This window comes from Sphingomonas gilva (assembly GCF_003515075.1).
Taxonomy (GTDB): domain Bacteria; phylum Pseudomonadota; class Alphaproteobacteria; order Sphingomonadales; family Sphingomonadaceae; genus Sphingomonas; species Sphingomonas gilva.
On sequence record NZ_QWLV01000007.1, the window covers coordinates 65,888 to 91,543 of the forward strand.

Consider the following 25,656-nt stretch of genomic DNA (forward strand, 5'->3'; position numbering starts at 1 on the left):
GCGCGCGGATGCCCCTCCCTCCCCGCTTCCAATTCACCATCTCCGCCACCGACGGCCGCGCGCGCGCCGGCGAGATCGCGATGCGGCGGGGCACGATCCGCACGCCGGCGTTCATGCCGGTCGGCACCGCCGCCACCGTCAAGGCGATGAAGCCGGCCGACGTGCGCGCGGCGGGCGCGGACATCATCCTGGGCAACACCTATCACCTGATGCTGCGCCCGACCGCCGAGCGGGTGCACCGGCTGGGCGGTCTGCATGGGTTCATGGGCTGGGAGCGGCCGATCCTGACCGATTCGGGCGGCTATCAGGTGATGAGCCTGGCCGACCTGACCACGCGCAACGAGGAGGGGGTGACGTTCAAGTCGCACCTCGACGGGTCGCGGCACACGCTCAGCCCCGAGCGGTCGATGGAGATCCAGCGGCTGCTGGGGTCGGACATCGTCATGTGCTTCGACGAGCTGGTATCCACCACCGAGACGCGCGAGGCCCAGCAGGCGGCGATGGCGCGGTCGATGCGATGGGCGAGGCGCAGCCGCGACGCGTTCGATGCGGGCGGGGCGCATGCGCAAGGGGCGGCGCTGTTCGGCATCCAGCAGGGCGCGCTGGACGAGGGATTGCGCCGGGAATCGGCCGATGCGCTGATCGATATCGGATTCGACGGCTATGCGGTCGGGGGCCTCGCGGTGGGCGAGGGGCAGGAGGCGATGTTCGCCTGCCTCGACTTCGCGCCGGGGCAGCTGCCCGCCGACAAGCCGCGCTATCTGATGGGGGTCGGCAAGCCCGACGACATCGTCGGCGCGGTCGAGCGCGGGATCGACATGTTCGATTGCGTGCTGCCGACGCGGAGCGGGCGCAACGGCCAGGGGTTCACGCGCGGCGGACCGATCAACATCCGCAATGCGAAGTTCGCCGAGGACCAGGGGCCGATCGATCCCGATTGCGCCTGCCCGGTGTGCGGGACGTGGAGCCGGGCGTATCTGCATCATCTCAACAAGGCCGGGGAGATCCTCGGTGCGATGCTGATGACCGAGCATAATCTGTGGTTCTACCAGGCGCTGATGGCGGACCTGCGCGCGGCGATCGGCGAAGGGCGGCTGGGGGCGTTCGCGGAAGGGTTTCGCGCGCGGTATTATGGGGTGACCTGATACCTCCCCGGAACGGGGAGGGGGACCAGCCGCAGGCTGGTGGAGGGGGAGCGCCGCGAGCGCGGCGCCTGTGGAGAGCCCCCTCCACCACCGCTTTTCGAGCGGCGGTCCCCCTCCCCGTTCCGGAGAGGTATTTAGGGGCGCGTTGCCGAGACGAAGTAATCCAGCGCGAGATTGTCCGAGAGGTGGAAGCCTCTGAGCGGCGTGAAGTTCAGCCCGCGCACGTCCAGCACGCTGAGGCCCGCGTCCTCCATCAGCCTGGTCAGCTCCGCCGGGCGGAGGAAGCTGTTCCAGTCGTGGGTGCCCCTGGGGATTTGCCCGGTCCCCTCGCCGATGGTGATCATCGCCAGGCGTGACAGCGCGGTGCGGTTTGGGGTGGAGAGGATCATCAGCCCGCCGGGCGCCAATGCCGACGCCAGGCCCAAGACGAAGGCGGCGGGGTCGGACACATGCTCGATCACCTCCATCGAGGTGACGAGGTCGAACCGCTCGCCATTCACCGCCGCGACATCGCCGACGCGGTAGTCGATCGGCAGACCGCCGCGCGCGGCATGGGCGCTCGCCACGTCGATATTCTCGGGCGCCGCGTCCACGCCGGTCACCGCCGCGCCCAGCCGGGCGAGCGGCTCGCACAGGAGGCCAGCGCCGCAGCCCATGTCGAGCGCGCGCCTGCCTTCGAGCGGGCGGAAGCCGGTCTCGTCCAGGCTCCAGTGGCGATCGGCCTCCTCGCGCAGATAGGCGAGGCGCACCGGGTTCAGCCGGTGGAGCATCGCCGACGAGCCCTTCGGGTCCCACCAGTCCTTCGCCAGCGCGCCGAAATGGGCGGCTTCTTCCGCGCGCACGGTGGTTTCTGCTGATACGGTTGCGCTCGTCATGCGCGCAACCTATCGGGGGCGGCCTTTCGACCCAAGGGAAATCAGGACGCACATGGCCCGGATCGTGATGAAGTTCGGCGGCACGTCGATGGCCGGGATCGAGCGCATCCGCACCGTGGCGGGGCTCGTCAAGAGCGAGGTGGAGGCCGGGAACGAGGTCGCCGTCGTCGTCTCGGCGATGGCCGGCGAGACCGACCGGCTGGTCAATTTCTGCCGCGAGGCCTCCGCGCTCTACGATCCGCGCGAATATGACGTGGTGGTGTCCTCGGGCGAGCAGATCACCAGCGGGTTGCTGGCGATCACGCTGCAATCGATGGGCGTGCCGGCGCGGAGCTGGCTCGGCTGGCAGCTGCCGATCAAGACCAGCGACGCGCACGCCTCCGCCCGGATCGAGGATATCGACACCACCGCGCTCAATGCGGCGCTGGCGGACGGCGAGGTCGCGGTGATCCCCGGCTTCCAGGGCGTCGGCACCGGCGAGCGAGTCTCGACGCTGGGGCGCGGCGGATCGGACACGAGCGCCGTGGCGATGGCGGCGGCGATGAAGGCCGACCGCTGCGACATCTACACCGATGTCGACGGCGTCTACACCACCGATCCGCGCATCGTCCCGCGCGCGCGCAAGCTGAGCAAGGTGACGTACGAGGAGATGCTCGAGCTGGCCAGCGTCGGCGCCAAGGTGCTGCAGACGCGGTCGGTCGGGCTGGCGATGAAGGAGAAGGTGCGCGTGCGCGTGCTCTCGTCCTTCGACACGGATATGCGCGATGAAAGCGGCCACAGGGGCACGCTGATCGTCGGCGACGAGGAAATCGAGGAAAGCGCAATGGAACGCCAGCTGATCACCGGCATCGCCTATGACAAGAACGAGGCGCAGATCACCCTGACCCGCGTGCCCGACAAGCCCGGCACCGTGGCGGGCATCTTCCGCCCGCTCGCCGAGGCGTCGATCAACGTCGACATGATCGTGCAGAACGTCGCCAAGGACAAGGGCGAGACCGACGTCACCTTTACCGTGCCCAAGGCCGAACTGGCCCGTGCGCAGGACGCGCTGGAGCAGGCGCGCGAGGCGATCGGCTACCATCGCCTCCTGACCAAGACCGACATCTGCAAGGTATCGGTGGTCGGCGTCGGAATGCGCAGCCATGCGGGCGTGGCGGCGGCGATGTTCGACGCGCTCGCCGAGCGGAAGATCAACATCCTCGCCATCACCACCAGCGAGATCAAGGTGAGCGTGCTGATCGAGGAGGATTATACCGAGCTCGCGGTGCGCGTGCTGCACACCGCCTATGGGCTGGACGCGGAGGACGCGGCCGCCTGATTCGGGCGGAGGCGGGCGTACCCGATCTTCCAAAGGTGAGGAAGGTGAGGATAGGCGTGCCCTGTCTTCCCCTCCCCGCAATTTCGAAACGGCGTTGCCGATCGAAAGGGAGAGGGTGACGTGACGCGTCATCCGCCAGGGTAGAGCAGGCGAAATCCTACATTGCCAGACTTTTGTGAGGAGCCGCCCGTCGAACCAGGCCATTGCCGGTATCGAATACTCATTCTAGGCGGAGCGGCATGAGCGATACAGCATCTGTCGGCGCCCAGCGCCTTTCCCGGCGCATGGCGCGCGGCTGCGAATTCCTGGGCAGCGAGGTCGCGGTGATGTGCGGCGCGATGTCGTGGGTCAGCGAGCGCAATCTGGTCGCGGCGATGTCCAACGCGGGCGGGTTCGGGCTGATCGCCTGCGGGGCGATGACGCCCGAGCTGCTCGACGCCGAGATCGCCGGGACCAGGGCGCTGACCGACAGGCCGTTCGGCGTGAACCTGATCACCATGCACCCGCAGCTGTTCGATCTGATCGCGGTATGCGCCAGGCACCAGGTGACGCATGTCGTGCTGGCGGGCGGGTTGCCGCCCAAGGGCAGCCTGGAGGCGATCAAGGAGACCGGCGCCAAGGTCGTGTGCTTCGCGCCTGCCTTGAGCCTGGCCAAGAAGCTGATCCGATCGGGCGTCGATGCGCTGGTGGTCGAGGGGATGGAGGCGGGCGGCCATATCGGCCCGGTTTCGACCAGCGTGCTGGCGCAGGAGATATTGCCCGAGGTGGCTGAGCAGGTTCCGGTGTTCGTCGCCGGCGGGATCGGCCGTGGCGAGGCGATCGCCGGCTATCTCGACATGGGCGCGGCCGGCGTCCAGCTCGGCACCCGCTTCGTCTGCGCGAGCGAGAGCATCGCGCATGCCAATTTCAAGAAGGCGTTCATCCGCGCCAGCGCGCGCGACGCGGTGGCGAGCGTCCAGATCGACCCGCGCCTGCCGGTGATCCCGGTGCGCGCGCTGAAGAACGCCTCCACCGAGCTGTTCACCGCCAAGCAGCGCGAGGTCGCCCAGGCGCTGGACGAGGGCAGGGTGGCGATGGCCGAGGCGCAGCTGCAGATCGAGCATTACTGGGCGGGCGCGCTCAGGCGGGCGGTGATCGACGGCGATGTCGACAACGGCTCGCTGATGGCGGGGCAGTCGGTTGGGATGGTGACGAAGGAGGAGCCGCTGGCCGACATCCTCGCCGCGCTGATGGCCGAGGCGGCGCATGCGCTGGAGGCGCGCGCAAGCTGATTGCTTGCATTTTGCTAGCAAAATGATATATCGCCATCATGGCGACGCTGACCATCCGTAAGCTCGACGATGCCGTGTACGAACGGCTGAAGGCGCAGGCTGCCGCCAACCATCGATCGCTAGAAGCTGAAGCGCGGATGCTGCTGGAGCAGATCGCACCGGACAAGGGCGACATCATCGCGCGTCTGCGGGAATCCAACACGCGTTACGTCGCCGAGCGCGGCTATGCGCCCGATAGTCTGGATCTCATTCGGAAGATGCGCGACGAAGAATGATCGTCGTCGATGCAAGTCTGATGGTGAAGTCGCTCTTCGGCGAAGTCGATTGGGAAGCAGCCGTCACGTTCCTGGACAGTCATCGCGGTAAGATGGTGGCGCCCGATTTGCTGTTGACCGAAGTGGCGGGCGCTATCGTCCGGCGGGTAAACCAGCGCGAGGGATCGGAGAGCGAAGGCCGGGACATGCTCGCCAACTGGTTGGCGGCCTGGCGTGACGGTTTGATCCAACTGCATCGCCTTGACGCTGGCCAACTCGGCAGAGCCACCCGGCTGGCGATGCGCATTGGCCATCCTCTCGCCGATTGCATCTATCTCTCGCTGGCGATGGAACTGCGCTGTCCGCTCGCCACCTGCGACGCCCGCTTCCGTGACAAGGCGCTGCCGGTTCATCCGGAAATCAAGTTGCTCGATGAATTCGACTGAGCGCCCGCTCCGATAACGCGTTGGCCTCTCGCGTGGCGTCTGATACCGCTCTCTTATGCCCGTTTCGGCCGCCGCCTCCGCCCGCGAAATCCTGGTCCGCCTGCACGATGTGATGGCGGCGCGGCGGCCGGCGCAGGCCAAGCTCAACCAGGTCGTCAGGATCATCGCCGACGCGCTGGATAGCGAGGTCTGCTCGATCTACCTGCTGCGCGAGGGCGTGCTCGAGCTGTTCGCCACCGAAGGGCTGAAGCAGGAGGCGGTGCACGTCACGCGGCTCGCCCTGGGCGAGGGGCTGGTCGGCACGATCGCCGCCAATGTCGAGACGCTCAACCTCGACGAGGCGGCGAGCCACCCCGATTTCGCCTACAAGCCCGAGACGGGCGAGGAGCTGTTCCACAGCTTCGCGGGCGTGCCGATCGTCCGGCGCGAGCGCGCGGTGGGGGTGCTGAGCGTCCAGCATGCCGATCCGCGCCGCTACGAGGAGGTCGAGATCGAGGCGCTGCAGACCGTGGCGATGGTGCTCTCCGAACTGATCGCCAACGCCGAGCTGGTCGACGGGCGCGGCGGCGAGACCGACCGGGTGCAATCGACCGCGCCGGTGCGCCTGGCCGGCCTCAAGCTGGTCGACGGCATGGCGCGGGGCAACGCGGTCTATCACCAGCCGCGCATCACCATCGAGCATACCGTCGCGGAGGACATCGAGGCGGAGCGCGCGCGCGTCTATGCCGCTTTCGCCAAGATGCGCGAACAGATCGACCGGATGGCCAACCAGGCCGAGTTCGGCGTGGGCGGCGAGCATGACGAGGTGCTCGAGACCTACAAGATGTTCGCCTATGACGAAGGCTGGAGCCGGCGGATCAACGAGGCGATCGACAGCGGCCTGACCGCGGAGGCCGCGATCGAGCGCGTCCAGCAGCGCACGCGCAGCCGCATGCGGCAGATCTCCGACCCGCTGCTGGCCGACCGGATGCATGACCTGGAGGACCTGTCCAACCGGCTCCTCCGGATCGTCTCGGGCCAGATGGGCACCGCCGCGCAGCAGGGGCTGCGGCAGGACACGATCCTGATCGCGCGCAACCTGGGCCCGGCCGAGCTGCTGGAATATGACCGCAGGCGGCTGAAGGGCGTCGTCCTGGAGGAAGGATCGCTGACCGCGCACGTCACCATCGTCGCGCGGGCGATGGGGGTGCCGGTGCTGGGCCGCGTGCGCGACGTCCGCCAGCTGGTCGCCGAGGGCGATCCGCTGCTGCTCGACGCGGGCGAATCGGCGGCGTTCGTCCGGCCTTCGGCGGCGATGGACGAGGCGTTCGAGGCGAAGCTGGTGCTGAGCCAGAAGCGCCGCGCGGTGTTCGCCGCGCTGAAGACGGTGCCGCCGCTTTCAAGGGACGATCACCGCGTGACGGTGATGGTCAATGCGGGCTTGCGGGACGATGTCGCCGCGATCGAGCTGACCGGCGCGGACGGCATTGGGCTGTTCCGCACCGAGTTCCAGTTCCTCGTCTCGGCGACGCTGCCGCAGCGCGAGCGCCAGCAGCGGCTGTACCGCGACGTGCTGGAGCAGGCGGGCGAGAAGCCGGTGATCTTCCGTACGGTCGATATCGGCGGCGACAAGGCGCTCCCTTATATGCGCGCCGACGACGAGGCCGAGGAGAATCCGGCGATGGGCTGGCGCGCGCTGCGCGTCGCGCTGGAGCGCAACGGCCTGATGAAGGCGCAGGCGCGCGCGCTGCTGGAGGCGGCGGCGGGCCGCACGCTCAACGTGATGTTCCCGATGGTCAGCGAGCCATGGGAGTTCGACGAGGCGCAGGCGCTGTTCGAGGCGCAGCGCGCCTGGCTCGCCGGGCGCGGGCGGCGGCTGCCGGGCGAGATCCGCTACGGCGCGATGCTGGAGGTGCCGGCGCTGGCCGAGAGCCTGGATATCCTGCTGCCCAAGCTGGATTTCCTGTCGATCGGCACCAACGACCTGACCCAGTTCCTGTTCGCCGCCGACCGCGCGCATCCCAAGCTCGCCGAGCGCTATGACTGGCTCAGCCCGTCGATCCTGCGCTTCCTCAGACGGGTGATCGGCCCGGTGGACGCTGCCGGCGTCGATCTCTGCGTGTGCGGCGAGATGGGCGGGAGACCGCTCGAAGCCATGGCGCTGATCGGTATCGGCATCGACCGCCTGTCGATCACCCCGGCGGCGGTGGGGCCGATCAAGGCGATGGTCCGCTCGCTCGATGTCGGCGGGCTGCGGACCGTGATGGCCGATCTGCTCGCGCAGCCGCCGCGCGACATGCGCGGGACGCTCGGCGCATGGGCGGCCGAAAATGGCGTCGAACTCGCCTGAGGAACGGTTGATCTAGATTATCGGCGGTTGACATGGACGGGGCCGTTGGCGGACACGGGTGCGCGGACGGAATTCAACAGGATTGGGTCGCACCCCGCCCGCGAAAAGGAGCCTGATGGCCGATATGGACCCCGAAGCGATGGCGCCGGGCACACCCGCGACGGTCGGCGAGCGCCTGCAGGCGGCGCGGCTGGCGCAGGGACTCGAGCTGTCCGATATCGCGGCGCGGACGCGCGTGCCGCTGAGGCATCTGGAAGCGATCGAGCGCGGCGAATACGGCGCGCTTCCCGCGACGACCTACGCCACCGGCTTTTCCCGCGCCTATGCCCGCGCGCTCGACCTAGACGAGGTGGAGATCGTCCGCGATCTGCGCGAGGAGCTGCAGCACATCGGCGAGTCGCCCGAATATCAGCCCTATGAGGCCGCCGATCCGGCGCGCGTGCCCCCCAGATGGCTGGCCTGGGGCGGCGTCGCCGCCGCGTTCGTCGTGCTCGCGCTGTTCGGCTGGTGGTATTCGAGCCGGCTGTCCTCTCCGGTCGATGCGCCCGAGGTCGCCGCGGTCGAGCCGCCCGCCGCCGCGGCCCCAGGGTCCGCGACCGGAAGCAATGCAGCGCAGCCCGCCGCGTCCGCGCCCGCCACCGGACCGGTCGTGCTGACCGCCACCCAGCCGGTGTGGCTGCGCATCTACGACGCCACCGACACGCGCCTGATGGAAAAGGAGATGGCGCGAGGCGAACGCTATGAGGTGCCGGCGGACGCCAACCGGCCGATGATCCTGACCGGGCGGCCCGACGCGCTGCAGGTCACGGTCGGCGGCCGGCCGGTGCCGCCGCTGGGCGACGGGACGCGCACGATCAGCGGCGTCGAGCTGACCGCCCAGGCGCTCGCCGCGCGATCGGCCCCGCCCGCCGCCCCCGCCGCCGCCCCCGCCGCCGCGTCGCCCGCCCCTTAAGGCTGGCGACAGCTTCGCCTTGGCAACAAGGTCGATATGTGAGAATCCCGAGAGCCTTCGGGTCGAGGAAGCGTGGGGAAGACAATGCGCATTTTGGTGATCGCTGCCGTGCTGGCGACGAGCGGATGGGCGGGCATCGCCTCCGCACAGTCGGTCGAGGGGCGCGTCGACAGGCTCGAGCGCGAGATGCGCGCGGTGCAGCGCAAGGTGTTTCCCGGCGGCGCCGGCCTGACGGTCGAGCCGCAGATCACCGGCCCGGCGCAGGGACCGGTCGCGGCGCCGGGGAGCCCGGCGTCGAGCGTGCTGAGCGACCTGACCGCGCGGGTCAACGCGCTCGAATCGCAGATGGCGACGCTGACCGGCCAGACCGAGCAGAACGGCTACCAGATCCGCCAGCTGGAGGAGGCGTTCGCCGCCTACAAGGCCGCGACCGACGCCAAGCTGCGCGCGCTGGAGAGCGGCGCGGCGCCCGCGGCCGCCCTGGGCGGGCCGGAGACTTCGGTCGACCGCGCCGCGTCGGGCACGCGCCCGCCCGCGGTGCGCCCGACCGCATCGACCAGCCGCGCCGATTCCGCGCGGGTCGAGGCGGTGGCGGCGATCGAGAAGCCTTCCACCGGCGATCCGGCCGAGGACGGCTATGTCTACGGCTTCCGCCTGTGGGACGCCGAATTCTATCCCGAGGCGCAGGCCGCGCTGAAGGCGGTCGCCGACAAATATCCCAAGCATCGCCGCGCGAGCTTCGCGCAGAACCTGCTCGGCCGCGCTTATCTGGACGAGGGCAAGCCGGCGCTGGCGAGCGTCGCCCTTTACGACAGCTACAAGAAATGGCCCGATGGCGAGCGCGCGCCGGACAGCCTGGTCTATCTCGGCCAGGCGCTGACCCGGCTCAAGAAGCCGGCGGACGCGTGCAAGGTCTATGACGAGCTGGCCGACGTCTATGCCGGCAAGATTTCGGCCAGCCTGCAGGCGCAAGTGACGCGGGGCCGGGCCGACGCCAAGTGCAAGTGAGGTGGCGCCGCAGCGCGCGCTGATCGAACGCTTCGCCGCCGATCTTGCGGCGCTGCCGGGCGCGGACGGACGGTTGCTGCTCGCCGTCTCGGGCGGGCCGGACAGCCTGGCGATGCTGGCGCTCGCACACGGCGCGATGCCCGAGCGGATCGCCTGCGCGACGGTCGATCACGGCTTGCGCGCGGAGGCTGCCGACGAGGCGGCGATGGTCGCGCGGCTGTGCGCCGGGCTCGGCCTGCCCCATGCGACGCTGCGGCCCGAACCGCCCCTTGCGCGCGGAGCTAACGTCCAGGCGCGCGCGCGGGCGGCGCGGTACGATCTGCTCGCCGATCACGCGCGGGGGACCGGCTGCGCGGCGATCCTCACCGGGCATCACGCCGACGATCAGGCCGAGACGCTGCTGATGCGCGCGAGCCGGGGGAGCGGGGTCGACGGACTGGCGGGGGTGCGCGCGGCGGGCGACTGGGCGGGCATGCCGCTGCTGCGCCCACTGCTCGGCTGGCGGCGCGCCGAGCTGGCCGCGATCGTCGAGGCGGCCGGCCTCGATCCGGCGGACGATCCCGCCAATCGCGATCCGGCGCATGACCGCAGCCGGTTTCGCGCGCTGATCGCCGCATCCGGCGATCTCGACCCCGCCGGGCTCGCGCGGTCGGCCGGCGCGCTCGCCGACGCGTCCGAAGCGCTGCGCTGGAGCCTCGATCGGCTGGCCGCCGAGCGCATCACCGTCGATGGGAACGCGCGGACGATCGACCCGGCCGGTCTGCCGCGCGAATATCTGAGGCGGCTGCTCGTCCGCGCGCTGGCCGAGCTTGGCGAGGAAGCGCCGCGCGGCCCCGCGCTCGACCGCCTGATCGCGGCGCTGGAAGCCGGCGGGAGCGGGACGTTGGGCGGCGTCAAGGCCGAGCGCGCGCGGGCGGGATGGCGCGTCGCCGCCGCGCCGCCGCGCCGGCATCCTCACTGACCGGCGCTACGCCAAGCGTCAGGCGTTCCCCGCGGCCGGCGCCTCGCCAAAGGCCCACATCCGCTCCAGATTGTAGAAGCTGCGCACCTCTGGGCGGAACAGATGGACGATCACGTCGCCCGCGTCGATCAGCACCCAATCCGCATTGGGCAGGCCTTCGATCCGCGCCGGGCGGCCGGTCTCCGCCTTGATCCGCTCGGCGAGCTTCTGCGCCATCGACGCGACCTGGCGGGTCGAACGGCCGCTGGCGATCACCATGTGATCGGCGATCGCGCTCTTGCCGGCGAGCGGGATCGACACGGTGTCGACCGCCTGATCGTCGTCGAGCGAGCCGAGCACGAGCGCATGCAGCGCCTCCACCTCATCGGGGGCAGACGCGCGGGGCACGGAAGCGGAATGTGGCAAGGGCGTTCCTTATGAAGGAGGACGGGGTTCGTCCGGCGCGGCATCGCTGCGATGCCATGGATGTTCGGCCCAATTCGGATTGGACTGCCTGAGCAGCGTCGCGGAGGTCGGATCGGGGCGAAAGCGCAACAGCACGAGCGCCGGTAAACTCCACCGCGTCCAGAACCTGGCCTGGCTTGCGGGCCGGACGGAGCGCCGCAGCCAACCCATCGCGACACCCGCGAGGGCGTCGTCATCATATCCGGGCCGCGCGACCACCGCAATGGGGACTTCGCGCGCGATGCTCCGCCAGTCGCGCCAGCGGTGGAACTCGGCGAGATTGTCCGCACCCATCAGCCAGATGAAGCGCCGCTTCGGATAGCGGCGCTTCAATGCCCGGATGGTGTCGATGGTGTAGCGTGTGCCCAGCCGCTGCTCGACGGCGGTGGCGCGGATCGGCGCGCGCCGCGCCATCCGGCGCGCGGAGGCGAGCCGCGCGGTGAGGGGCGCCATGTCGCCGCGCCCTGCCTTCAGCGGATTGCCCGGCGAGACCAGCCACCATGCCTCGTCCAGCCCCAGCGCGCGGATCGCGGCGAGCGTGATCCCCCGATGCCCGCGATGCGCCGGATTGAAGGAGCCGCCGAGCAGGCCGGTGCGGGTCACGGCTTCTCTCGCCAATCGCTTCTGGCGTGCAGGACACGGCGCACCTCGACGGTCGCCGTGTTCACCGCGTAGATCAGCAGGAAGGGCGTTCTCGGCACGAGAAGCTTGCGCACGCCCGGCACTCCGGTGGGCGACCCCATTCGCGGGAAGGTTGGGATCAGCCGGGTGGCATCTTCGATGCGGCCGAGAAGGTCGTCACCCAGCCCCTCGCTGATTCCATTGTAGTAATCGGCGATTCCGAACAGATCGCCGCGCGCCAGCAGCGACCATATCAACCGCATCAAGCAGCGCGCTTGGAACGGGTCCGGCGAGCAGCGATCTCGGCCAGCAGTTCGTCATGCGTTATATAGCGACCGGCGGCGATGTCTTCCTCGCCCTCCTTGATGAAATCGATGAACTCGAGCTCTTCGCGCACATAGCGTTCGACCGCGGTCGCGATGACCCAGGCGCGCGATCTGTCGAGTTCGGCCGCCAGCCGATCAAGCTGCGCGCTCGCCTCGTTCGAGATACGTGCGGTGATGACAGTCGTTTGACTCATCCCGCGCTTGTATCATTTGTATACATTCAATTCAAGGACGCGTCTGGCCAGTTCCGCGCACCAGCCATTTATAGGTGGTGAGCCCCTCCAGCGCGACCGGCCCGCGCGCATGGAGGCGGCCGGTCGAGATGCCGATCTCCGCGCCCAGGCCGAACTCGCCGCCATCGGCGAACTGGGTGGAGGCGTTCCACATGACGATCGCCGAATCGACCTCGGCGAGGAAACGCTCGGCGGTGGCGGCGTCGCCGGTGATTATCGCATCGGTGTGGTGCGAGGCGTGGCGGGCGATATGGGCGAGCGCGCCGTCGACCCCGTCGACCATCGCGATCGACAGCACCGCGTCGAGATATTCGGTGTCCCAATCCTCCTCGACGGCGGCGCGGACGTCCGCCAGCGCCTGCACCTCGGCATCGCCGCGCAGCTCGCAGCCGGTATCGGCGAGCGCCGCCACCAGCGCCGCGGCGGCGGGATAGGCGCGGTCGATCAGCAGCGTCTCGGTCGCGCCGCAGATGCCGGTGCGGCGCATCTTGGCGTTAACCGCGATCGCCTCCGCCATCTCCCGGTTCGCCGCGCCGTCGATATAGGTGTGGTTGATCCCGTCGAGATGCGCGAGCACGGGCACGCGCGCCTCCGCCTGGACGCGCGCGACCAGCCCCTTGCCGCCGCGCGGCACGATGATGTCGATCAGCCCATGCGCGGAGAGCATCGCGCCGACGGCGGCGCGATCGGTGGTCGGCACCAGCTGCGCGGCGTCTTCGGGCAGGCCGGCTTCGGCGAGGCCGCGGATGAAAGCGGCGTGGATCGCGCGGTTGCTGCCCGTCGCCTCGCTGCCGCCGCGCAGGATCGCGGCGTTGCCGGCCATCACCGACAGCGCGGCGGCGTCGGCGGTGACGTTGGGGCGGCTTTCATAGATGATGCCGACCACCCCCAGCGGCACGCGGACGCGGCTCAGCACCAGCCCGTTGGGCCGCACCGCCTGGTCGATCACCCCGCCGACGGGATCGGCCAGCGCCGCGACCGCCGCGACGCCGTCCGCCGTCGCCGCCACCCGCTCGGGCGTCAGCTTCAGCCGATCGAGCATCGCCGGCGAAAGCCCGCCGGCCTCGGCCAGCGCCATGTCGCGCGCATTGGCGGCGCAGATCAGATCGGTGTCCGCGCGGATCGCCGCGGCGGCGGCCGTCAGCGCCTGCGCCTTGGTCGCGGTGTCGGCGCGGGCGAGCAGGCGGGCGGCGGCGCGGGCGCGCGTCGCCATATCGTGGATCAGGGCGGTCGCTTCGGTCATGGTAGGTCCCGCTAACATAGTCGCTCGACGCCGCCCACCCATGGCTGTATCCCGCAGGAATGACGGGGGAAGTCGAGGCCGCGGGGGAAATCGCGACCGGCGCGCTGCTGGCGCGCGCGGTGGACGGAGCGGCCGATTCGCATGGGCGGCATGGCGGCCAGTGCCTCAACTGCGGCACCGCGCTGATCGGCAGCCACTGCCACCGCTGCGGCCAGAGCGGGCACATCCACCGTTCGCTGGGCGCGATCTGGCACGATCTGGCGCACGGGGTGCTCCATGTCGAAGGCAAGATCTGGCGCACGCTGCCGCTGCTGATCGTCCGCCCGGGCGAGCTCACCCGCCGCTATGTCACGGGCGAGCGCGTGCGCTTCCTCTCCCCGCTCGCGCTGTTCCTCTTCTCGGTGTTCCTGATGTTCGCGACGATCAGCGCGCTGGGGGGCGACATCGTCCCGCCGGACATGAATCCGCAACAGCGCGCCACGACGCTGGAGACGATGAACCTTCAGCTGCAAAAGGCCGATGGCGAGCTGGCGCGGATCGATCGCGAACGTGCCGCCGCGCTGAAGGCCGGCCGGAGTACCGCCGAGCTGGATGAGCAGCGTTCGGTGGTCGAAGCGACCAAGCAGGGCCTGGATGTCGCCAGCGCGGAGGTCAAAAACGGAGAAAACCCAGGCTTCACCGATCTCAGGACCGGCATCCCACGGCTCGACAAGGGGATCGCCAAGGCCAACGCCAATCCGGGACTCTTGGTCTACAAGCTGCAATCCTCCGCCTATAAGTTCAGCTGGGCGCTGATCCCCATATCGGTGCCGTTCGTGGCGCTCCTGTTCCTGTGGCGGCGCGGCCATCGCATGTACGACCATGCGGTGTTCGTCACCTATTCGCTGTCGTTCATGACGCTGCTGGTGATCGCGCTCAGCATCGCGGGCGCGGCGGGGCTGGGCGGCGTCGTCATCGCCACGGTGGCGACGTTCGCCCCGCCGCTGCACATGTACAAGCAGCTGCGCGGCGCATACCGCCTGCGCCGCTTCTCCGCGCTGTGGCGCACGATATTCCTCATCAGCTTCGCCTTCGTCGCGCTGCTCTTCTTCCTCTTCATGCTGCTCGGCATGGGGCTGATGGGCTGATTTCTCTCAACTCCGGACACATCACCGCATGATCATCGGCATCGATCTCGGCACCACCAACAGCGCGTGCGCGGTCTGGCGCGACGGGCAGGCGCAGCTGATCACCAACCGGCTGGGCCATGTGCTGACGCCCTCCGCGGTCAGCATCGACGAAGGCGGCGCGCTGCTGGTCGGTCTCGCCGCGCGCGAGCGCCAGGCGAGCCATCCGAGCGCCACCGTCACCGCGTTCAAGCGCTATATGGGCACGCAGCGGACCGCCAACCTGTCCGGCCGCGAGTTCACGCCGGAGGAGCTGTCCGCGCTCGTCCTGCGCAGCCTGAAGGAGGACGCCGAGGCGTTCCTGGGCGAAGCGGTGACCGAGGCGGTGATCACCGTTCCCGCCTATTTCAACGACAAGCAGAGGAAGGCGACGCACCGCGCGGGCGAGCTCGCGGGACTGAAGGTCGAGCGGCTGGTCAACGAGCCGACCGCCGCGGCACTCGCCTACGGCATCCACAATCTGGGCAGCGAAGCACGCTTCCTGGTGTTCGACCTGGGCGGCGGCACCTTCGACGTCTCGATCATCGAGATATTCGAAGGGATCATCGAGGTCCGCGCGTCGACCGGCGACAATCATCTGGGCGGCGAGGATTTCAACGAGCTGCTGGTCCAGCTGATGCGCGAGCGCTTCGGCGACGCCTGGGGCACCGCCGGGCGCGGCGACGACGCGCTCTACCAGAAGCTGCGCGAGGCGGCCGAGCGCGGGCGGCGCGCCATGAGCAGCGATTCCAGCGCGCCGGTGCGCGTGACCTGGCTCGGCGAGACCTATGAGGCGGAGGTATCGACCGCCGATTTCGAGGCGCGCGCCGCGCCGCTGCTCGAACGCCTGCGCGAGCCGGTGCTCAGATCGCTGCGCGACAGCGATATCCGGCCCGACACATTGTCCGACATCATCCTGATCGGCGGCGCGACGCGGATGCCCGCCGTGCGCCGCACCGTCGCGCGGATGTTCGGCCGGTTTCCCAACACGACGGTCAATCCGGACGAGGCGGTGGCGCTGGGCGCGGCGGTGCAGGCGGGCCTGAAGGCGCGCGACGCGGCGCTGTCCGAAGTGGTCGTCACCGATGTCTGCCCCTATTCGCTGGGCGTCGACACCGCGCGGCAATTGCCCAACGGACAGTTCGAGACCGGTCTGTTCAGCCCGATCATCGAGCGCAACACGGTGATCCCCGCGAGCCGCGAGCACAGCTTCTCCACGCTGCAGGACAACCAGAAGTCGGTGCTGTTCGGCGTCTATCAGGGCGAATCGCGGCTGGTGCGCGACAATGTCGAGATCGGCAAGATCGAGGTGCCGGTGCCGCGCGCGCCCGCCGGCCAGCGGCTCGACGTGCGCTTCTCCTACGACGTGTCCGGGCTGCTCGAGGTCGACATCCTCGTCGCCAAGACCGGCGCGCGCCACAGCCTCGTCATCAACGACGGGCTGGCGGGCGATCCGTCGACGCTGGAGGAGCGCCGCAAGGCGCTCGCCGCATTGAAGACACACCCACGCGACGACGAGGCCAACCGCGCCGCCATGGCGCGCGCCGAACGCGCCTATGAGAATGCGCTGGGGCACGACCGCGAGGCGATCGGCATGATCATCACCCAGTTCCAGGGCATCATTGACGCGCAGGACCCGCGCGCCATCGCCGCCGCGCGCGATCAGTTCCACGCCGCGCTGGACCGGATCGAGGGCGAGAGCTACCTGTGAGCCGGTCGGTCTGGAGGACGCTGGGCGTCCCGGCGGGCAGCGACCGCGTGGCGATCCGGCGCGGCTATGCGGCAAAGCTTCGCCAGACCAATCCGGAAGACGACCCCGAGGGTTTCAAGACGCTGCGCGCCGCCTATGACCAGGCGCTGGCGATGGCCGATGCGCGCGCCTGGCAGGCCGAGCATGGCGGCGACGCCGATGGCTGGGCCGATGAGGATTACGACGACAGCGCGCGCGAGGCGGTGTTCACCGCGACACCGACGCCCGACGAGCTGAATGCGGCGCCGACCGAGCCCGCGCCGCTGCCCGCATCACCCGACGCGCACCTGCTCGACGGACGCGAGCGCGACCTCGCCGATTTCGAGGCGCGGATGAACGCGCTTGCGGGGCACTTGACCAGCCCCTGGGCGCAGGACGACGCGGTGCTGGAGGCGGCGTTCCGTCACGTGCTCGCCAGCCCGGCAATGGCCGAGATCGCCATCCGCGCCCATGCCGAGGAATGGATCGCCGGGCTGCTCGCGAGCAACATCCCGAAGAGCGACGCGCTGCTGCTGCAGGCGATCGAGGCGTTCGGCTGGGACGGCGCGGGCTGGCAGCGCGGCCAGTCCCCCGCCGTCGCCGCTATACTCCACCGCATCGACGAGTGGCGCACGATCGAAGCGCTCACCAGCCACGGCGACCAATATCATTTCGCCTTCACCGAGCTCACCAAGCCGCCGCGCGGCGAATGGGGCATGCGGCTGACCGCTATCAATCCAGGCGTGGCGCCGCGGATACGGACGCTGATCGACTACAGCGAATGGCAGATGCCGGGGCTGCGCCACTCGTTCAACGCCGACACCGTCGCCTGGTGGCGCGAGCATCTCTCCCGCCCGCGGATGACGCTCGGCCGGCTGCTGCTCGCGCCCGCGCTGTTCACCGTGCTCCTGGCGCTCGGCGCGATCTTCAAGCCGCCCACGCCGTGGGACATGGTCCTGCTGATCGTGGGCGCGGTCGCCTCGCTCGCGCTTCCCTGGGCGCACCTCGCCACGATCGGCCGCCTGACCCATGCGCGCGACACGGGCGTTGGCCCGGGGCTGCCGCGCTGGGCGGAAACGGGATGGATCGCGCCGATCTTCGCGCTTCCCATCGCGGCGATGTTCGTGCCGCCATCGCCGGGCTGGGCGGTCGTCGCGCTGCTGGTCGCGGCCTGCGGGATGCAGTGGACCCAGCTCACCGCCGGCGGAAGGCGATGGCGCGAGACCGGCGAGAATGCGTTCGCCTGGATCCTGACGATCGGCGTCTACGGCTTTTTCGGCTTCGTCCCGTTCCTGGCGCTGCCGCCGCACGCGATGCTGGCGCTCTCAGCCGCCGCCGCGCTGGTGATCCATGCGCGCGTCGCCGCGATCGACCGGCTGATGGCGATCGGCGAGCCGCTGACCCAGCGGTTCAAGGTGCCGGGTCTCGTCGCGATCGTGGTTCTGGGTTCCGCCGCGCTGAACTCGCCGCTTCTTCCGCCCTTCATCGCCGGCGCGGCCTTCGCCGTGACCGCGCTCCTCGTCAACGCGATGTTCCACGGTCAGATCGGCTGGCTGCGCTACGTCATCCGCGTCGCGATCGCGATCGCCTTTCTTGGTGCCTCGGCGGTGTCGATGCCGGACGAACCGAAGGCGACCGGCATTGCAGGGGGGACGACCTATTCGCCGTCCGCCACGACGATCAGCGGTCGATCGACCGAGATCGCAATGAAGCGCCTGGAAGATGACCAACCCGGTTTGGTGCTGCTGCGCACCAACAATCCTGAACTCTATGCTGAGCTCCGCGCCGTCGTGGACGCGCGAGTGTCAGGGCGTATCGACGGCGATCAGGCCTCGCGCCGCTTCGACGAGAAGCTGAACGCAGCCTATAGGCGCATGCTGCCGTCTGCGCCCGATGTCCTGCTCATCGATGGCCTCAGGCTGGAGCTGCAAAGGCGCAAGGCGCTGCTGATGAGCAATCCTGCGGCCTGCGCCGGTTCAGGCGAAATCGATGGCGACGATCTTCCCGCCAACCTGCGACAGGAAGAGCTCGCCCACATATTTAGCATCGTTTCCGCGCCCGCACAGGCTGCTATGGGCGGCTCCACCGGCAGGCCTGTGGCTGACGATCTCGTATTCTCGACCACAGCGAACCGGCTCGGCGTCACACCGGCCAAGCTATCCAGCTACCTGCGTAGCGACGCACCGGTGCATGATCAGTGCGTTGCGCGGATTGAGATGCTGCAGGTCGTGCTGGAGCAGCCGAGCGAGAATATCGCCGCCACCGTCCGCGCGATGCACGCGCAGCAGCCCTAGGGCGCTGCTTCCCCGCACGGATAGCGTTCCAGCATCATCGCGTCGAATGCTTGCCTGACGCTGATCCCGCGCTCGTGCGGGGGGAGGGCGCGCATCGTGCGGAGGAGGTCGGTGGAGGTGAGCCCGGCCCGGCCGCGCGGGGGCGGGCAGCTGTGCGGCGGCGCGCCGGCCGCCTGCTGGCGGGCGAGATCGGCGCGGTAGGCGGCGGTCACGCCCGCGACGTAGCGCTGCAGTTCCTTATATTCGGGCGATTCGGCAGCCTGAGCCCCTTTGGCGCGCACGACCTGCGCCTTGGCGAGGAACTCGGCCACGGTCATCTCCGCCTGCGCCTCCTGCGCGTGCGCCGCCGAGGCGAGAAGCGCCGCGAGGCCAACGAAAAGGCCCCCGCCGATCCTGCGCCGCGGCGGAGCGATCGGCAGGGGCCGGTTCATGCCGAACCTCGCGTCAGGCGCCCTGGGGCGCCGGATTGCCGAACGGGCCCTTGGGCCGCTTGGTCTTGGGGATCGAGCTGCCGGCGGCGGGCACTGGAGCCGCCGCGTCGCCGCTGGTGCGGTCGATGCCTTCGCCCGCGATCAGCTTCTTGATCTCGTCGCCCGACAGCGTCTCATATTCGAGCAGCGCCGCAGCCAGGCTGTGCAGCTGGTCGACATGGTCGGTCAGCAGCTGCTTGGCCCGATCATAGGAGCCGACGACGATCTTCTTGATCTCCGCGTCGATCAGCTTCGCCGTATCGGCGGAGACGCGCATCGGCCGGTTGGCCGAATAGCCCAGGAAGGTCTCGCTTTCGGCCTCGGCATATTGCAGCGGCCCCAGCTCGTCCGACAGGCCCCAGCGCGTCACCATGTCGCGAGCGAGGCCGGTGGCGTATTCGATGTCGCTCGATGCGCCCGACGATACCTTGTCGTAGCCGAAGATGATCTCCTCTGCGACGCGGCCGCCCATCGAGACCGAGAGGTTCGCGTACATCTTGTCGCGGTGATAGCTGTAATTGTCCCGCTCGGGCAGGCGCATGACGAGGCCCAGCGCGCGGCCGCGCGGGATGATCGTCGCCTTGTGGATCGGGTCCGACGCGGGCTCGTGCAGCGCGACGATGGCGTGGCCGGCCTCGTGATAGGCGGTCATCCGCTTCTCGTCGTCGGTCATCACCATGGACTTGCGCTCGGAGCCCATCATGACCTTGTCCTTGGCCTCCTCGAACTCGGACATGGCGACGAGCCGCTTGCCCTTGCGCGCCGCGAGCAGCGCCGCCTCGTTGACCAGGTTGGCGAGGTCGGCGCCGGAGAAGCCCGGCGTGCCCCGCGCGATGGTGCGCGCGTCGACGTCGAGCGCCAGCGGCACCTTCTTCATATGGACCTGGATGATCTTGACGCGGCCCTCGATGTCCGGGCGCGGCACCACCACCTGCCGGTCGAAGCGGCCGGGGCGCAGCAGCGCGGGGTCGAGCACGTCGGGGCGGTTGGTGGCGGCGATGATGATGATGCCTTCGTTGGTGTCGAAGCCGTCCATCTCGACCAGCAGCTGGTTGAGCGTCTGCTCGCGCTCGTCATTGCCGTTGCCGAGGCCCGCGCCCCTGTGGCGACCGACCGCATCGATCTCGTCGATGAAGACGATGCAGGGCGCGGACTTCTTGGCCTGCTCGAACATGTCGCGCACGCGGCTCGCGCCGACGCCGACGAACATCTCGACGAAGTCGGAGCCCGAGATGGTGAAGAACGGCACGCCCGCCTCGCCCGCGATCGCGCGGGCGAGCAGCGTCTTGCCGGTGCCGGGCGAGCCGACCAAGAGCGCGCCCTTCGGGATCTTGCCGCCCAGCCGGGCGAATTTTGACGGGTCCTTCAGGAACTCGACGATCTCCTGCAGCTCCTCGCGCGCTTCATCGATGCCGGCGACGTCGTCGAAGGTGACCTTGCCTTCCTTCTGCGTCAGCAGCTTGGCGCGGCTCTTGCCGAAGCCCATCGCGCCGCCGGCGCCGGAGGATTTCTGCATCTGGCGAAGCACGAAGAAGGCGATGCCCAGGAACAGCAGGAAGGGCAGCGACTGATAGAGCAGCACCATCCAGATCGACGGGCCTTCCTCCGGCTTGGCGGCGAAACGCACGCCCTTTTCCTGGAGGCGGCTGATCAGCTGCGGATCGTTCGCGGCATAGGTGCGGAAGCGCTGATCGTTGGTCAGCGTGCCGGTGATCGTATCGCCGGCGATGTCGACCCGCGCGACCGATCCCTCCTCGACCTTGTTGAGGAAGTCCGAATAGCCGATCTGGTCGCCCGCCTGCGCGCTCGACCGGGTATCGAACATGGTGACGAACAGCGCGAGCGCGGCGAGGATGCCCACCCACACCATCAGGCTCTTCATCCAGGGGTTGGGGCCGTCCGGCTGCTGTTGCTTGTCGTTGTCGTTCATCGCGTGATGCGCACCTCTGCTAACCGCCCCAAGATAAGCGCCCCTACGTTAATGACAATGGAACAACGTCGATCAGTGTGAACGCCGGGGTGGAGCCCGCCGCCCGGCCTGGTGTAGGGCATGCGGCATGCTCCTCCACATCATGGCGCGCGGGAAGATCGGACGGTCGGCCGAGGCCGAACTGGTCGATCGCTACCTCAAGCGCGTGGCCTGGCCGACCAGGATCACCGAGCTGCCCGATGCCGGCGGGCGCGTGCCGCCGGCGGAGGGGCAGGTGCGGACGGTGATGCTCGACGAAAAGGGCGAGCAGATCGGATCGATTGCCTTCGCCGAGCGGCTGGGCCGATGGCGCGACGACGGCGTGCGCGAGGTCCGCTTCCTGATCGGCGCGGCCGACGGCTTCGGCGACGAGGAGCGCGCGGGCGCGGACCTGCTGATCGCCTTCGGGCGCGCGACCTGGCCGCATCTGCTGGCGCGCGCGATGCTCGCCGAGCAATTGTGGCGCGCGACCAGCATCCTTGCCAACCACCCCTATCACCGCGAAGGATAGGGCGTGCGCATCCTGTTCGCCCTTTCCGCCGTCGTGCTTGCCGGGGTCGCCGTCGCGCAGGATCGCAGCGTGGAAAGCGAGCGCGCGCGGCTCGTGCTCGCGCGGACCGCCGCCGAGCAGGCGCGCGCGCGCGCCGCCCGGCTGGAACGCGAGGCGATCCGCGCCAGCGACGCCGCGGCCGAGGCGCAGGCGAAGGAGGCCGCCGTCGCCGCGCGCATCCAGGGTTTCGAGGCCGAGATCAGCGCGGCCGAGGCGCGCGTCGCCATCCTCTCGACGCTGCAGCGCCGCCAGGCGCGGCGGCTGGCCGAGCAGCAGGGCCCGATCGTGCGGCTGATGGCGGCGCTGCAATCGCTCGCCCGCCGTCCCGCCGCTACCGCATTGGTGCAGCCGGGATCGATCTCCGACCTGGTCCATGTCCGCGCCACGCTGGCGACGGTGCTGCCGGTGGTGAAGACGCGGACCGAGGAGGTGCGCGGCGAGCTCGAACGGTCGCGCAAGCTGCGGGAGGGCGCGAGCCTCGCCGCAGGCGCGTTGCAGCGCAGCCGGGCGGCCCTGGCGCGCGAACGCGCCGCGCTCGCCGGCCTGGAGGCGCAGCATCGCCTCCGCGCGCGCGATCTCAACCGCGGCGCGATGTTCGAGCAGGACCGCGCCATCGCGCTCGGCGAGGAGGCGCGCGATCTGGTCGATCTGATGGACACGCTCGATCGGCAGGCGGATATCCGGGCGCGCCTTGCCGCCTTGTCCGGGCCGGCGCCGCGCCCGGCGGATCCCGAATCGGCCGCCTCCACACCCGACGAGGAGCCCGCTGCCGAAACCCCGCCGGTCTACCGCCTGCCGCTCGCCGGACCAGTGGTGGCGGGGCTGGGCGAGGTAGCGCCGAGCGGCGCGCGCTCGCGCGGGCTGACGCTCACCCCGCGCCCGCAGGCGCTGGCGGTCGCGCCGGCCGGCGGCAAGGTCGCCTTCGCCGGGCCGTTCCTCAGATATGGTTCGATCGTGGTGATCGACCATGGCGAGGGCTGGACCAGCCTCGTCACCGGGCTGGGACCGCTCAGCGTCAAGGTGGGAGACGAGGTGGCGCAGGGCGCGCCCTTGGGCCGCGCGGGCGGCGAGCGCCCGCGCGTCACCGTCGAGCTGCGCCGGCGCGGTCGTCCGGTGGACATCACCCCGCTGATCGGCTGACGCGACAGGCGCGGTTAAGCATGGCTTTGCTTTGATCGCCCGCGCGAATCCGGTATCATCACCCGAAACGCCACTCAGGAGTGCCCCATCTTGCGCATCCCCTCCGCCCTTCTTCAGGCCACCGCGCTGGTCGGCGCCCTGGCGCTGGTCCCCGTCGCGACCGGCGCGATGGCGCAGGTCGATACCGAGACCTATCGCGAACTCGACACCTTCATGGACGTGTTCAACCGCGTGAAGGCCGATTATGTCGACAAGGTCGATGACGCGACGCTGATGAAGGGCGCGATCCAGGGGATGCTCTCCAGCCTCGATCCGCACAGCTCGTTTCTCACCGATCGCGACTTCGAGAATCTGCGCACCCAGACCGACGGCAATTACGGCGGCCTCGGCCTCACCGTCGGCCAGGAGGACGGCGCGGTGAAGGTGATCGCGCCGACCGAGGACACGCCCGCGTGGCGCGCCGGGATCAAGGCGGGCGACTACATCACCCATCTCGACGGCAAGCTGGTGTTCGGCGGGACGCTGGACGAGGCCGTCGACCAGATGCGCGGCCGCCCCGGCACGCAGGTGCGGCTGACGATCGTCCGCCCCGGCCGCGACAAGCCGTTCGACGTCACCATCACGCGCGAGATCATCGTATTGAAGCCGGTCAAGTGGGAGGTGAAGGACGGCGTCGGCGTCATCAACATCAACACCTTCTCCAAGAATGTCGGTGCGGACACGCGCGCGGCGATGCTGGCGGTCGAGAAATCGCTGGGGAAGAAGCCGCTCGGCTATATCGTCGATCTGCGCTCGAACGGCGGCGGGCTGCTCGACCAGGCGATCGAGGTGACCGACGTGTTCCTCGAGCGCGGCGAGATCGTGTCGCAGCGCGGGCGCGAGAAGAGCGAGATCGAGCGCTTCTACGCGCGGCCGGGCGACCTCGCGCACGGCCTGCCGGTGATCGTGCTGATCGACGCGGGCACCGCCTCGGCCTCGGAGATCGTCGCCGGCGCGCTGCAGGACCACCACCGCGCGATCGTGATGGGCGAGACCAGCTTCGGCAAGGGATCGGTGCAGACGTTGCTGCCGCTCTCCGCCAACAGCGCGCTCCGGCTGACGACGGCGCGCTACTACACGCCGTCGGGCCGGTCGGTGCAGGAAGGCGGGATCGAGCCCGATCTGCCGGTGCCGCAGCTTTCCGATCCCGATTACAAGACGCGGCCGCGCTTCCGCGAGGCCGATCTGCGCCGCCACCTGATCAACGAGGCGAAGGTCGACAATTCGGTGCTGGAGGACGACGTCAAGGACGATCCCCGCTTCACCGCCACGCCCGAGGAGCTGGAGAAGAAGGGTATCGAGGACTTCCAGCTGCATTACGCGCTGCAGACGATCGGCCGCCTCGGCCCGGCGACGACTCGCACCGCCGCGGTCGCGCCGCGCGCGGCCAAGCGCTGATCCGGCCGGCGCGGCAGGGCGCATGACCTCGCTCGACCGCGCGCGTTGGCTGGCGCTGGCGATTCCGGCCGCGCTGCTGGGCGGGGCCTATGCCTCGCAATATGTCGGCGGGCTCTATCCGTGCGAGATGTGCCACTGGCAGCGCTGGCCGCACATGGCCGCGATCGTGCTGGCGGTCGCGGCGCTGGCGCTCAGGCAATCCGCCCTGTCGCGGCCGCTGATCCTGCTCGCCGCGGTGGCGATCGCGGTGTCGGGTGCGATCGGGGTGTTCCATGCCGGCGTTGAATATGGCTGGTGGCAGGGGGTGACCGGCTGCGCCGCGCCGATGTCCGCCACCAATGCCGAGGACATGCTGGCCGAGATCATGGCGACTCCGCTGATCCGCTGCGACGTCGCACAATGGACGCTCGCCGGCGTTTCGCTTGCCGGGTTCAACGCGATCTTCTCGCTCGGCGGGGCGCTCGCCGTGCTGGTGCTGGCGACGAGGCGCGGATCATGACCCAATCGGCACAGTGGCGGCCAGGCGACCGCAAGCGGCGCATCCGGTCCATGATTCGCGTCGATCAGGCTGGCGAATACGGCGCGACGCGCATCTATGCCGGGCAGCTGGCGGTGATGGGCGATCGTGCGCCTGCGGCGCGCGCGATCGCCGGCATGGCCGATCAGGAGGATCGCCACCGCAGGGCGTTCGACGCGCTGATCGCCGAGCGCGGGGTGCGGCCGACATTGCTCCAGCCCGTTTGGAATGTCGCCGGCTTCGCGCTTGGCGCGGCGACGGCGCTGATCGGGCCCGAGGCGGCGATGGCCTGCACCGCGGCGGTCGAGACCGAGATCGACAAGCATTATGCCGACCAGCTGGCCGAGCTGGGCGGCGACGATCCCGAACTGTCGGGGATGATCGCCGAATTCCAGGCCGAGGAGATCGAGCATCGCGAGGCCGCGCTGGCGGCGGGGGCGGAGAATGCGCCCGCCTATCCGCTGCTCGCCGGCGCGATCCGCCTGGGCTGCCGCGCGGCGATTGCGTTGTCGAAACGAATTTGAGAGACCAATCACGCGCTCGTGCGTTGTGGGGATAAGGAGTTGGACCGATGCGTATGTTGACCCTGGCGCTTGCCGCCGCCGCTGTCCCCGCCTCGCTGGCCTTCGCCAGCCCGGCCCTGGCGCAGGCGAACACGCGCACCATCACGGTGTTTGGCGACGATCCTTGCCCGACCAGCAACAACGAAGAAATCGTTGTCTGCAAACGGCTTCCCGAAACCGAGCGCTTCCGTATCCCGATGGACCTGCGCGAAGGCACGCTGACGCCCGACAGCACGGCGCAGGCGGTGCGCAACAAGCGCATCGTCGACCAGGACGTGGCGGATGCCGGCATCGGCAGCTGCTCGACCGTCGGGCCGGGCGGCGCCTCGGGATGCTTCCTCGAGAACGCCCGCCGCAACCGCGAGGCGCGCCAGGCCGAGGGCGAGGAGCCGGTGATCGACTTCTGATCTCGCCGA

General features: G+C 69.6%; 26 protein-coding genes. 18 read left to right on the forward strand and 8 right to left on the reverse strand.

Annotation, left to right across the window (positions count from 1 at the left end):
* Positions 1–8 precede the first annotated feature (8 nt).
* Positions 9–1,145 (forward strand): tRNA guanosine(34) transglycosylase Tgt, encoded by a 1,137-nt coding sequence (gene tgt / locus D1610_RS13615; RefSeq protein WP_118864737.1) that lies wholly within the window; start codon positions 9–11, stop codon positions 1,143–1,145.
* Between the two features lie 134 nt (positions 1,146–1,279).
* Here the strand turns inward: tgt and ubiG are convergent, their stop codons facing one another.
* Positions 1,280–2,020 (reverse strand): bifunctional 2-polyprenyl-6-hydroxyphenol methylase/3-demethylubiquinol 3-O-methyltransferase UbiG, encoded by a 741-nt coding sequence (gene ubiG / locus D1610_RS13620; RefSeq protein WP_118864738.1) that lies wholly within the window; start codon positions 2,018–2,020, stop codon positions 1,280–1,282.
* Between the two features lie 52 nt (positions 2,021–2,072).
* On the opposite strand from ubiG, the gene D1610_RS13625 reads away from it, so the two are divergent.
* The 8 genes from D1610_RS13625 (at position 2,073) to tilS (ending at position 10,559) form a co-directional block, all read left to right on the forward strand.
* Positions 2,073–3,338: an aspartate kinase gene (locus tag D1610_RS13625; RefSeq protein WP_118864739.1), complete on the forward strand. Its 1,266-nt coding sequence runs from the start codon at positions 2,073–2,075 to the stop codon at positions 3,336–3,338.
* 239 nt (positions 3,339–3,577) lie between these two features.
* Complete coding sequence (locus D1610_RS13630; protein ID WP_118864740.1) at positions 3,578–4,609, forward strand: NAD(P)H-dependent flavin oxidoreductase; 1,032 nt, start codon at positions 3,578–3,580, stop codon at positions 4,607–4,609.
* Between the two features lie 38 nt (positions 4,610–4,647).
* Entirely contained in the window at positions 4,648–4,884 is a 237-nt protein-coding gene (locus D1610_RS13635; protein ID WP_118864741.1) for a FitA-like ribbon-helix-helix domain-containing protein, read from the forward strand.
* Positions 4,881–5,309, forward strand: coding sequence for a type II toxin-antitoxin system VapC family toxin (locus tag D1610_RS13640; protein ID WP_118864742.1), 429 nt, complete (start codon positions 4,881–4,883; stop codon positions 5,307–5,309). The genes D1610_RS13635 and D1610_RS13640 overlap by 4 nt, the downstream gene beginning before the upstream one ends.
* A gap of 55 nt (positions 5,310–5,364) precedes the next feature.
* On the forward strand, positions 5,365–7,638 hold the full coding sequence (gene ptsP / locus D1610_RS13645; protein ID WP_118864743.1) for a phosphoenolpyruvate--protein phosphotransferase: 2,274 nt from the start codon (positions 5,365–5,367) through the stop codon (positions 7,636–7,638).
* A 115-nt stretch (positions 7,639–7,753) separates the two neighbouring features.
* A complete protein-coding gene (locus D1610_RS13650; protein ID WP_118864744.1) occupies positions 7,754–8,590 on the forward strand; it encodes a helix-turn-helix domain-containing protein in 837 nt (278 codons plus the stop codon).
* A gap of 84 nt (positions 8,591–8,674) precedes the next feature.
* Complete coding sequence (locus D1610_RS13655) at positions 8,675–9,598, forward strand: tol-pal system YbgF family protein (protein WP_118864745.1); 924 nt, start codon at positions 8,675–8,677, stop codon at positions 9,596–9,598.
* A gap of 1 nt (position 9,599) precedes the next feature.
* A complete protein-coding gene (tilS, locus tag D1610_RS13660; protein WP_245942245.1) occupies positions 9,600–10,559 on the forward strand; it encodes a tRNA lysidine(34) synthetase TilS in 960 nt (319 codons plus the stop codon).
* Between the two features lie 18 nt (positions 10,560–10,577).
* Here tilS and rsfS read toward each other — a convergent pair whose 3' ends face one another.
* Genes rsfS through D1610_RS13685 form a run of 5 tightly spaced genes read right to left on the reverse strand, consistent with a single transcriptional unit; the run spans position 10,578 to position 13,426 of the window.
* Entirely contained in the window at positions 10,578–10,946 is a 369-nt protein-coding gene (gene rsfS, locus D1610_RS13665; RefSeq protein ID WP_118864746.1) for a ribosome silencing factor, read from the reverse strand.
* Between the two features lie 27 nt (positions 10,947–10,973).
* The gene (locus tag D1610_RS13670; protein ID WP_245942247.1) at positions 10,974–11,606 is read right to left on the reverse strand and encodes a nicotinate-nucleotide adenylyltransferase; all 633 of its coding nucleotides are present in this window, start codon (positions 11,604–11,606) and stop codon (positions 10,974–10,976) included.
* Entirely contained in the window at positions 11,603–11,887 is a 285-nt protein-coding gene (locus tag D1610_RS13675) for a type II toxin-antitoxin system RelE/ParE family toxin (protein ID WP_118864748.1), read from the reverse strand. The genes D1610_RS13670 and D1610_RS13675 overlap by 4 nt, the downstream gene beginning before the upstream one ends.
* The gene (locus tag D1610_RS13680; protein ID WP_118864749.1) at positions 11,887–12,144 is read right to left on the reverse strand and encodes a CopG family ribbon-helix-helix protein; all 258 of its coding nucleotides are present in this window, start codon (positions 12,142–12,144) and stop codon (positions 11,887–11,889) included. Before D1610_RS13680 ends, D1610_RS13675 begins: the two co-directional genes overlap by 1 nt.
* Before the next feature lie 31 nt (positions 12,145–12,175).
* On the reverse strand, positions 12,176–13,426 hold the full coding sequence (locus tag D1610_RS13685; protein ID WP_118864750.1) for a glutamate-5-semialdehyde dehydrogenase: 1,251 nt from the start codon (positions 13,424–13,426) through the stop codon (positions 12,176–12,178).
* Between the two features lie 59 nt (positions 13,427–13,485).
* Here D1610_RS13685 and D1610_RS13690 point away from each other — a divergent pair, with 59 nt between their 5' ends.
* The 3 genes from D1610_RS13690 to D1610_RS13700 are packed head-to-tail and all read left to right on the forward strand — an operon-like array spanning position 13,486 to position 18,594.
* Entirely contained in the window at positions 13,486–14,553 is a 1,068-nt protein-coding gene (locus D1610_RS13690) for a DUF3667 domain-containing protein (protein ID WP_118864751.1), read from the forward strand.
* Positions 14,554–14,581: 28 nt separating this feature from the next.
* Positions 14,582–16,282: an Hsp70 family protein gene (locus D1610_RS13695; protein WP_118864752.1), complete on the forward strand. Its 1,701-nt coding sequence runs from the start codon at positions 14,582–14,584 to the stop codon at positions 16,280–16,282.
* Positions 16,279–18,594 (forward strand): hypothetical protein, encoded by a 2,316-nt coding sequence (locus D1610_RS13700; RefSeq protein WP_118864753.1) that lies wholly within the window; start codon positions 16,279–16,281, stop codon positions 18,592–18,594. Before D1610_RS13695 ends, D1610_RS13700 begins: the two co-directional genes overlap by 4 nt.
* On the opposite strand, the gene D1610_RS13705 is transcribed toward D1610_RS13700, so the two are convergent.
* Positions 18,591–19,025: a hypothetical protein gene (locus D1610_RS13705; protein ID WP_245942248.1), complete on the reverse strand. Its 435-nt coding sequence runs from the start codon at positions 19,023–19,025 to the stop codon at positions 18,591–18,593. The genes D1610_RS13700 and D1610_RS13705 overlap by 4 nt on opposite strands.
* A 13-nt stretch (positions 19,026–19,038) precedes the next feature.
* Positions 19,039–20,994, reverse strand: a complete 1,956-nt coding sequence (gene ftsH, locus D1610_RS13710) for an ATP-dependent zinc metalloprotease FtsH (protein ID WP_118864754.1) — start codon at positions 20,992–20,994, stop codon at positions 19,039–19,041.
* A gap of 127 nt (positions 20,995–21,121) precedes the next feature.
* Here ftsH and D1610_RS13715 point away from each other — a divergent pair, with 127 nt between their 5' ends.
* From D1610_RS13715 to D1610_RS13740, 6 genes are all read left to right on the forward strand, one after another.
* Positions 21,122–21,544 (forward strand): 23S rRNA (pseudouridine(1915)-N(3))-methyltransferase RlmH, encoded by a 423-nt coding sequence (locus tag D1610_RS13715; RefSeq protein ID WP_118864755.1) that lies wholly within the window; start codon positions 21,122–21,124, stop codon positions 21,542–21,544.
* Positions 21,545–21,547: 3 nt separating this feature from the next.
* Positions 21,548–22,723, forward strand: coding sequence for a murein hydrolase activator EnvC family protein (locus D1610_RS13720; RefSeq protein WP_118864756.1), 1,176 nt, complete (start codon positions 21,548–21,550; stop codon positions 22,721–22,723).
* 96 nt (positions 22,724–22,819) lie between these two features.
* Positions 22,820–24,160, forward strand: coding sequence for a S41 family peptidase (locus tag D1610_RS13725; RefSeq protein WP_425453238.1), 1,341 nt, complete (start codon positions 22,820–22,822; stop codon positions 24,158–24,160).
* A gap of 22 nt (positions 24,161–24,182) precedes the next feature.
* Positions 24,183–24,659, forward strand: coding sequence for a disulfide bond formation protein B (locus tag D1610_RS13730; protein WP_118864757.1), 477 nt, complete (start codon positions 24,183–24,185; stop codon positions 24,657–24,659).
* Complete coding sequence (locus D1610_RS13735) at positions 24,656–25,201, forward strand: demethoxyubiquinone hydroxylase family protein (RefSeq protein ID WP_118864758.1); 546 nt, start codon at positions 24,656–24,658, stop codon at positions 25,199–25,201. The genes D1610_RS13730 and D1610_RS13735 overlap by 4 nt, the downstream gene beginning before the upstream one ends.
* Positions 25,202–25,248: 47 nt before the next feature.
* Complete coding sequence (locus D1610_RS13740; RefSeq protein WP_147414343.1) at positions 25,249–25,647, forward strand: hypothetical protein; 399 nt, start codon at positions 25,249–25,251, stop codon at positions 25,645–25,647.
* The last annotated feature ends 9 nt before the right edge of the window (positions 25,648–25,656 follow it).

What these genes read in the sequence shown, in the direction of transcription:
- tgt (WP_118864737.1), top strand. Translation starts at nt 9, where the DNA reads ATGCCCCTCCCTCCCCGCTTCCAATTCACCATCTCCGCCACCGACGGC.
- ubiG (WP_118864738.1), bottom strand. Translation starts at nt 2,020, where the DNA reads ATGACGAGCGCAACCGTATCAGCAGAAACCACCGTGCGCGCGGAAGAA.
- D1610_RS13625 (WP_118864739.1), top strand. Translation starts at nt 2,073, where the DNA reads ATGGCCCGGATCGTGATGAAGTTCGGCGGCACGTCGATGGCCGGGATC.
- D1610_RS13630 (WP_118864740.1), top strand. Translation starts at nt 3,578, where the DNA reads ATGAGCGATACAGCATCTGTCGGCGCCCAGCGCCTTTCCCGGCGCATG.
- D1610_RS13635 (WP_118864741.1), top strand. Translation starts at nt 4,648, where the DNA reads ATGGCGACGCTGACCATCCGTAAGCTCGACGATGCCGTGTACGAACGG.
- D1610_RS13640 (WP_118864742.1), top strand. Translation starts at nt 4,881, where the DNA reads ATGATCGTCGTCGATGCAAGTCTGATGGTGAAGTCGCTCTTCGGCGAA.
- ptsP (WP_118864743.1), top strand. Translation starts at nt 5,365, where the DNA reads ATGCCCGTTTCGGCCGCCGCCTCCGCCCGCGAAATCCTGGTCCGCCTG.
- D1610_RS13650 (WP_118864744.1), top strand. Translation starts at nt 7,754, where the DNA reads ATGGCCGATATGGACCCCGAAGCGATGGCGCCGGGCACACCCGCGACG.
- D1610_RS13655 (WP_118864745.1), top strand. Translation starts at nt 8,675, where the DNA reads ATGCGCATTTTGGTGATCGCTGCCGTGCTGGCGACGAGCGGATGGGCG.
- D1610_RS13675 (WP_118864748.1), bottom strand. Translation starts at nt 11,887, where the DNA reads ATGCGGTTGATATGGTCGCTGCTGGCGCGCGGCGATCTGTTCGGAATC.
- D1610_RS13680 (WP_118864749.1), bottom strand. Translation starts at nt 12,144, where the DNA reads ATGAGTCAAACGACTGTCATCACCGCACGTATCTCGAACGAGGCGAGC.
- D1610_RS13685 (WP_118864750.1), bottom strand. Translation starts at nt 13,426, where the DNA reads ATGACCGAAGCGACCGCCCTGATCCACGATATGGCGACGCGCGCCCGC.
- D1610_RS13690 (WP_118864751.1), top strand. Translation starts at nt 13,486, where the DNA reads ATGACGGGGGAAGTCGAGGCCGCGGGGGAAATCGCGACCGGCGCGCTG.
- D1610_RS13695 (WP_118864752.1), top strand. Translation starts at nt 14,582, where the DNA reads ATGATCATCGGCATCGATCTCGGCACCACCAACAGCGCGTGCGCGGTC.
- D1610_RS13705 (WP_245942248.1), bottom strand. Translation starts at nt 19,025, where the DNA reads ATGAACCGGCCCCTGCCGATCGCTCCGCCGCGGCGCAGGATCGGCGGG.
- ftsH (WP_118864754.1), bottom strand. Translation starts at nt 20,994, where the DNA reads ATGAACGACAACGACAAGCAACAGCAGCCGGACGGCCCCAACCCCTGG.
- D1610_RS13715 (WP_118864755.1), top strand. Translation starts at nt 21,122, where the DNA reads ATGCTCCTCCACATCATGGCGCGCGGGAAGATCGGACGGTCGGCCGAG.
- D1610_RS13730 (WP_118864757.1), top strand. Translation starts at nt 24,183, where the DNA reads ATGACCTCGCTCGACCGCGCGCGTTGGCTGGCGCTGGCGATTCCGGCC.
- D1610_RS13735 (WP_118864758.1), top strand. Translation starts at nt 24,656, where the DNA reads ATGACCCAATCGGCACAGTGGCGGCCAGGCGACCGCAAGCGGCGCATC.
- D1610_RS13740 (WP_147414343.1), top strand. Translation starts at nt 25,249, where the DNA reads ATGCGTATGTTGACCCTGGCGCTTGCCGCCGCCGCTGTCCCCGCCTCG.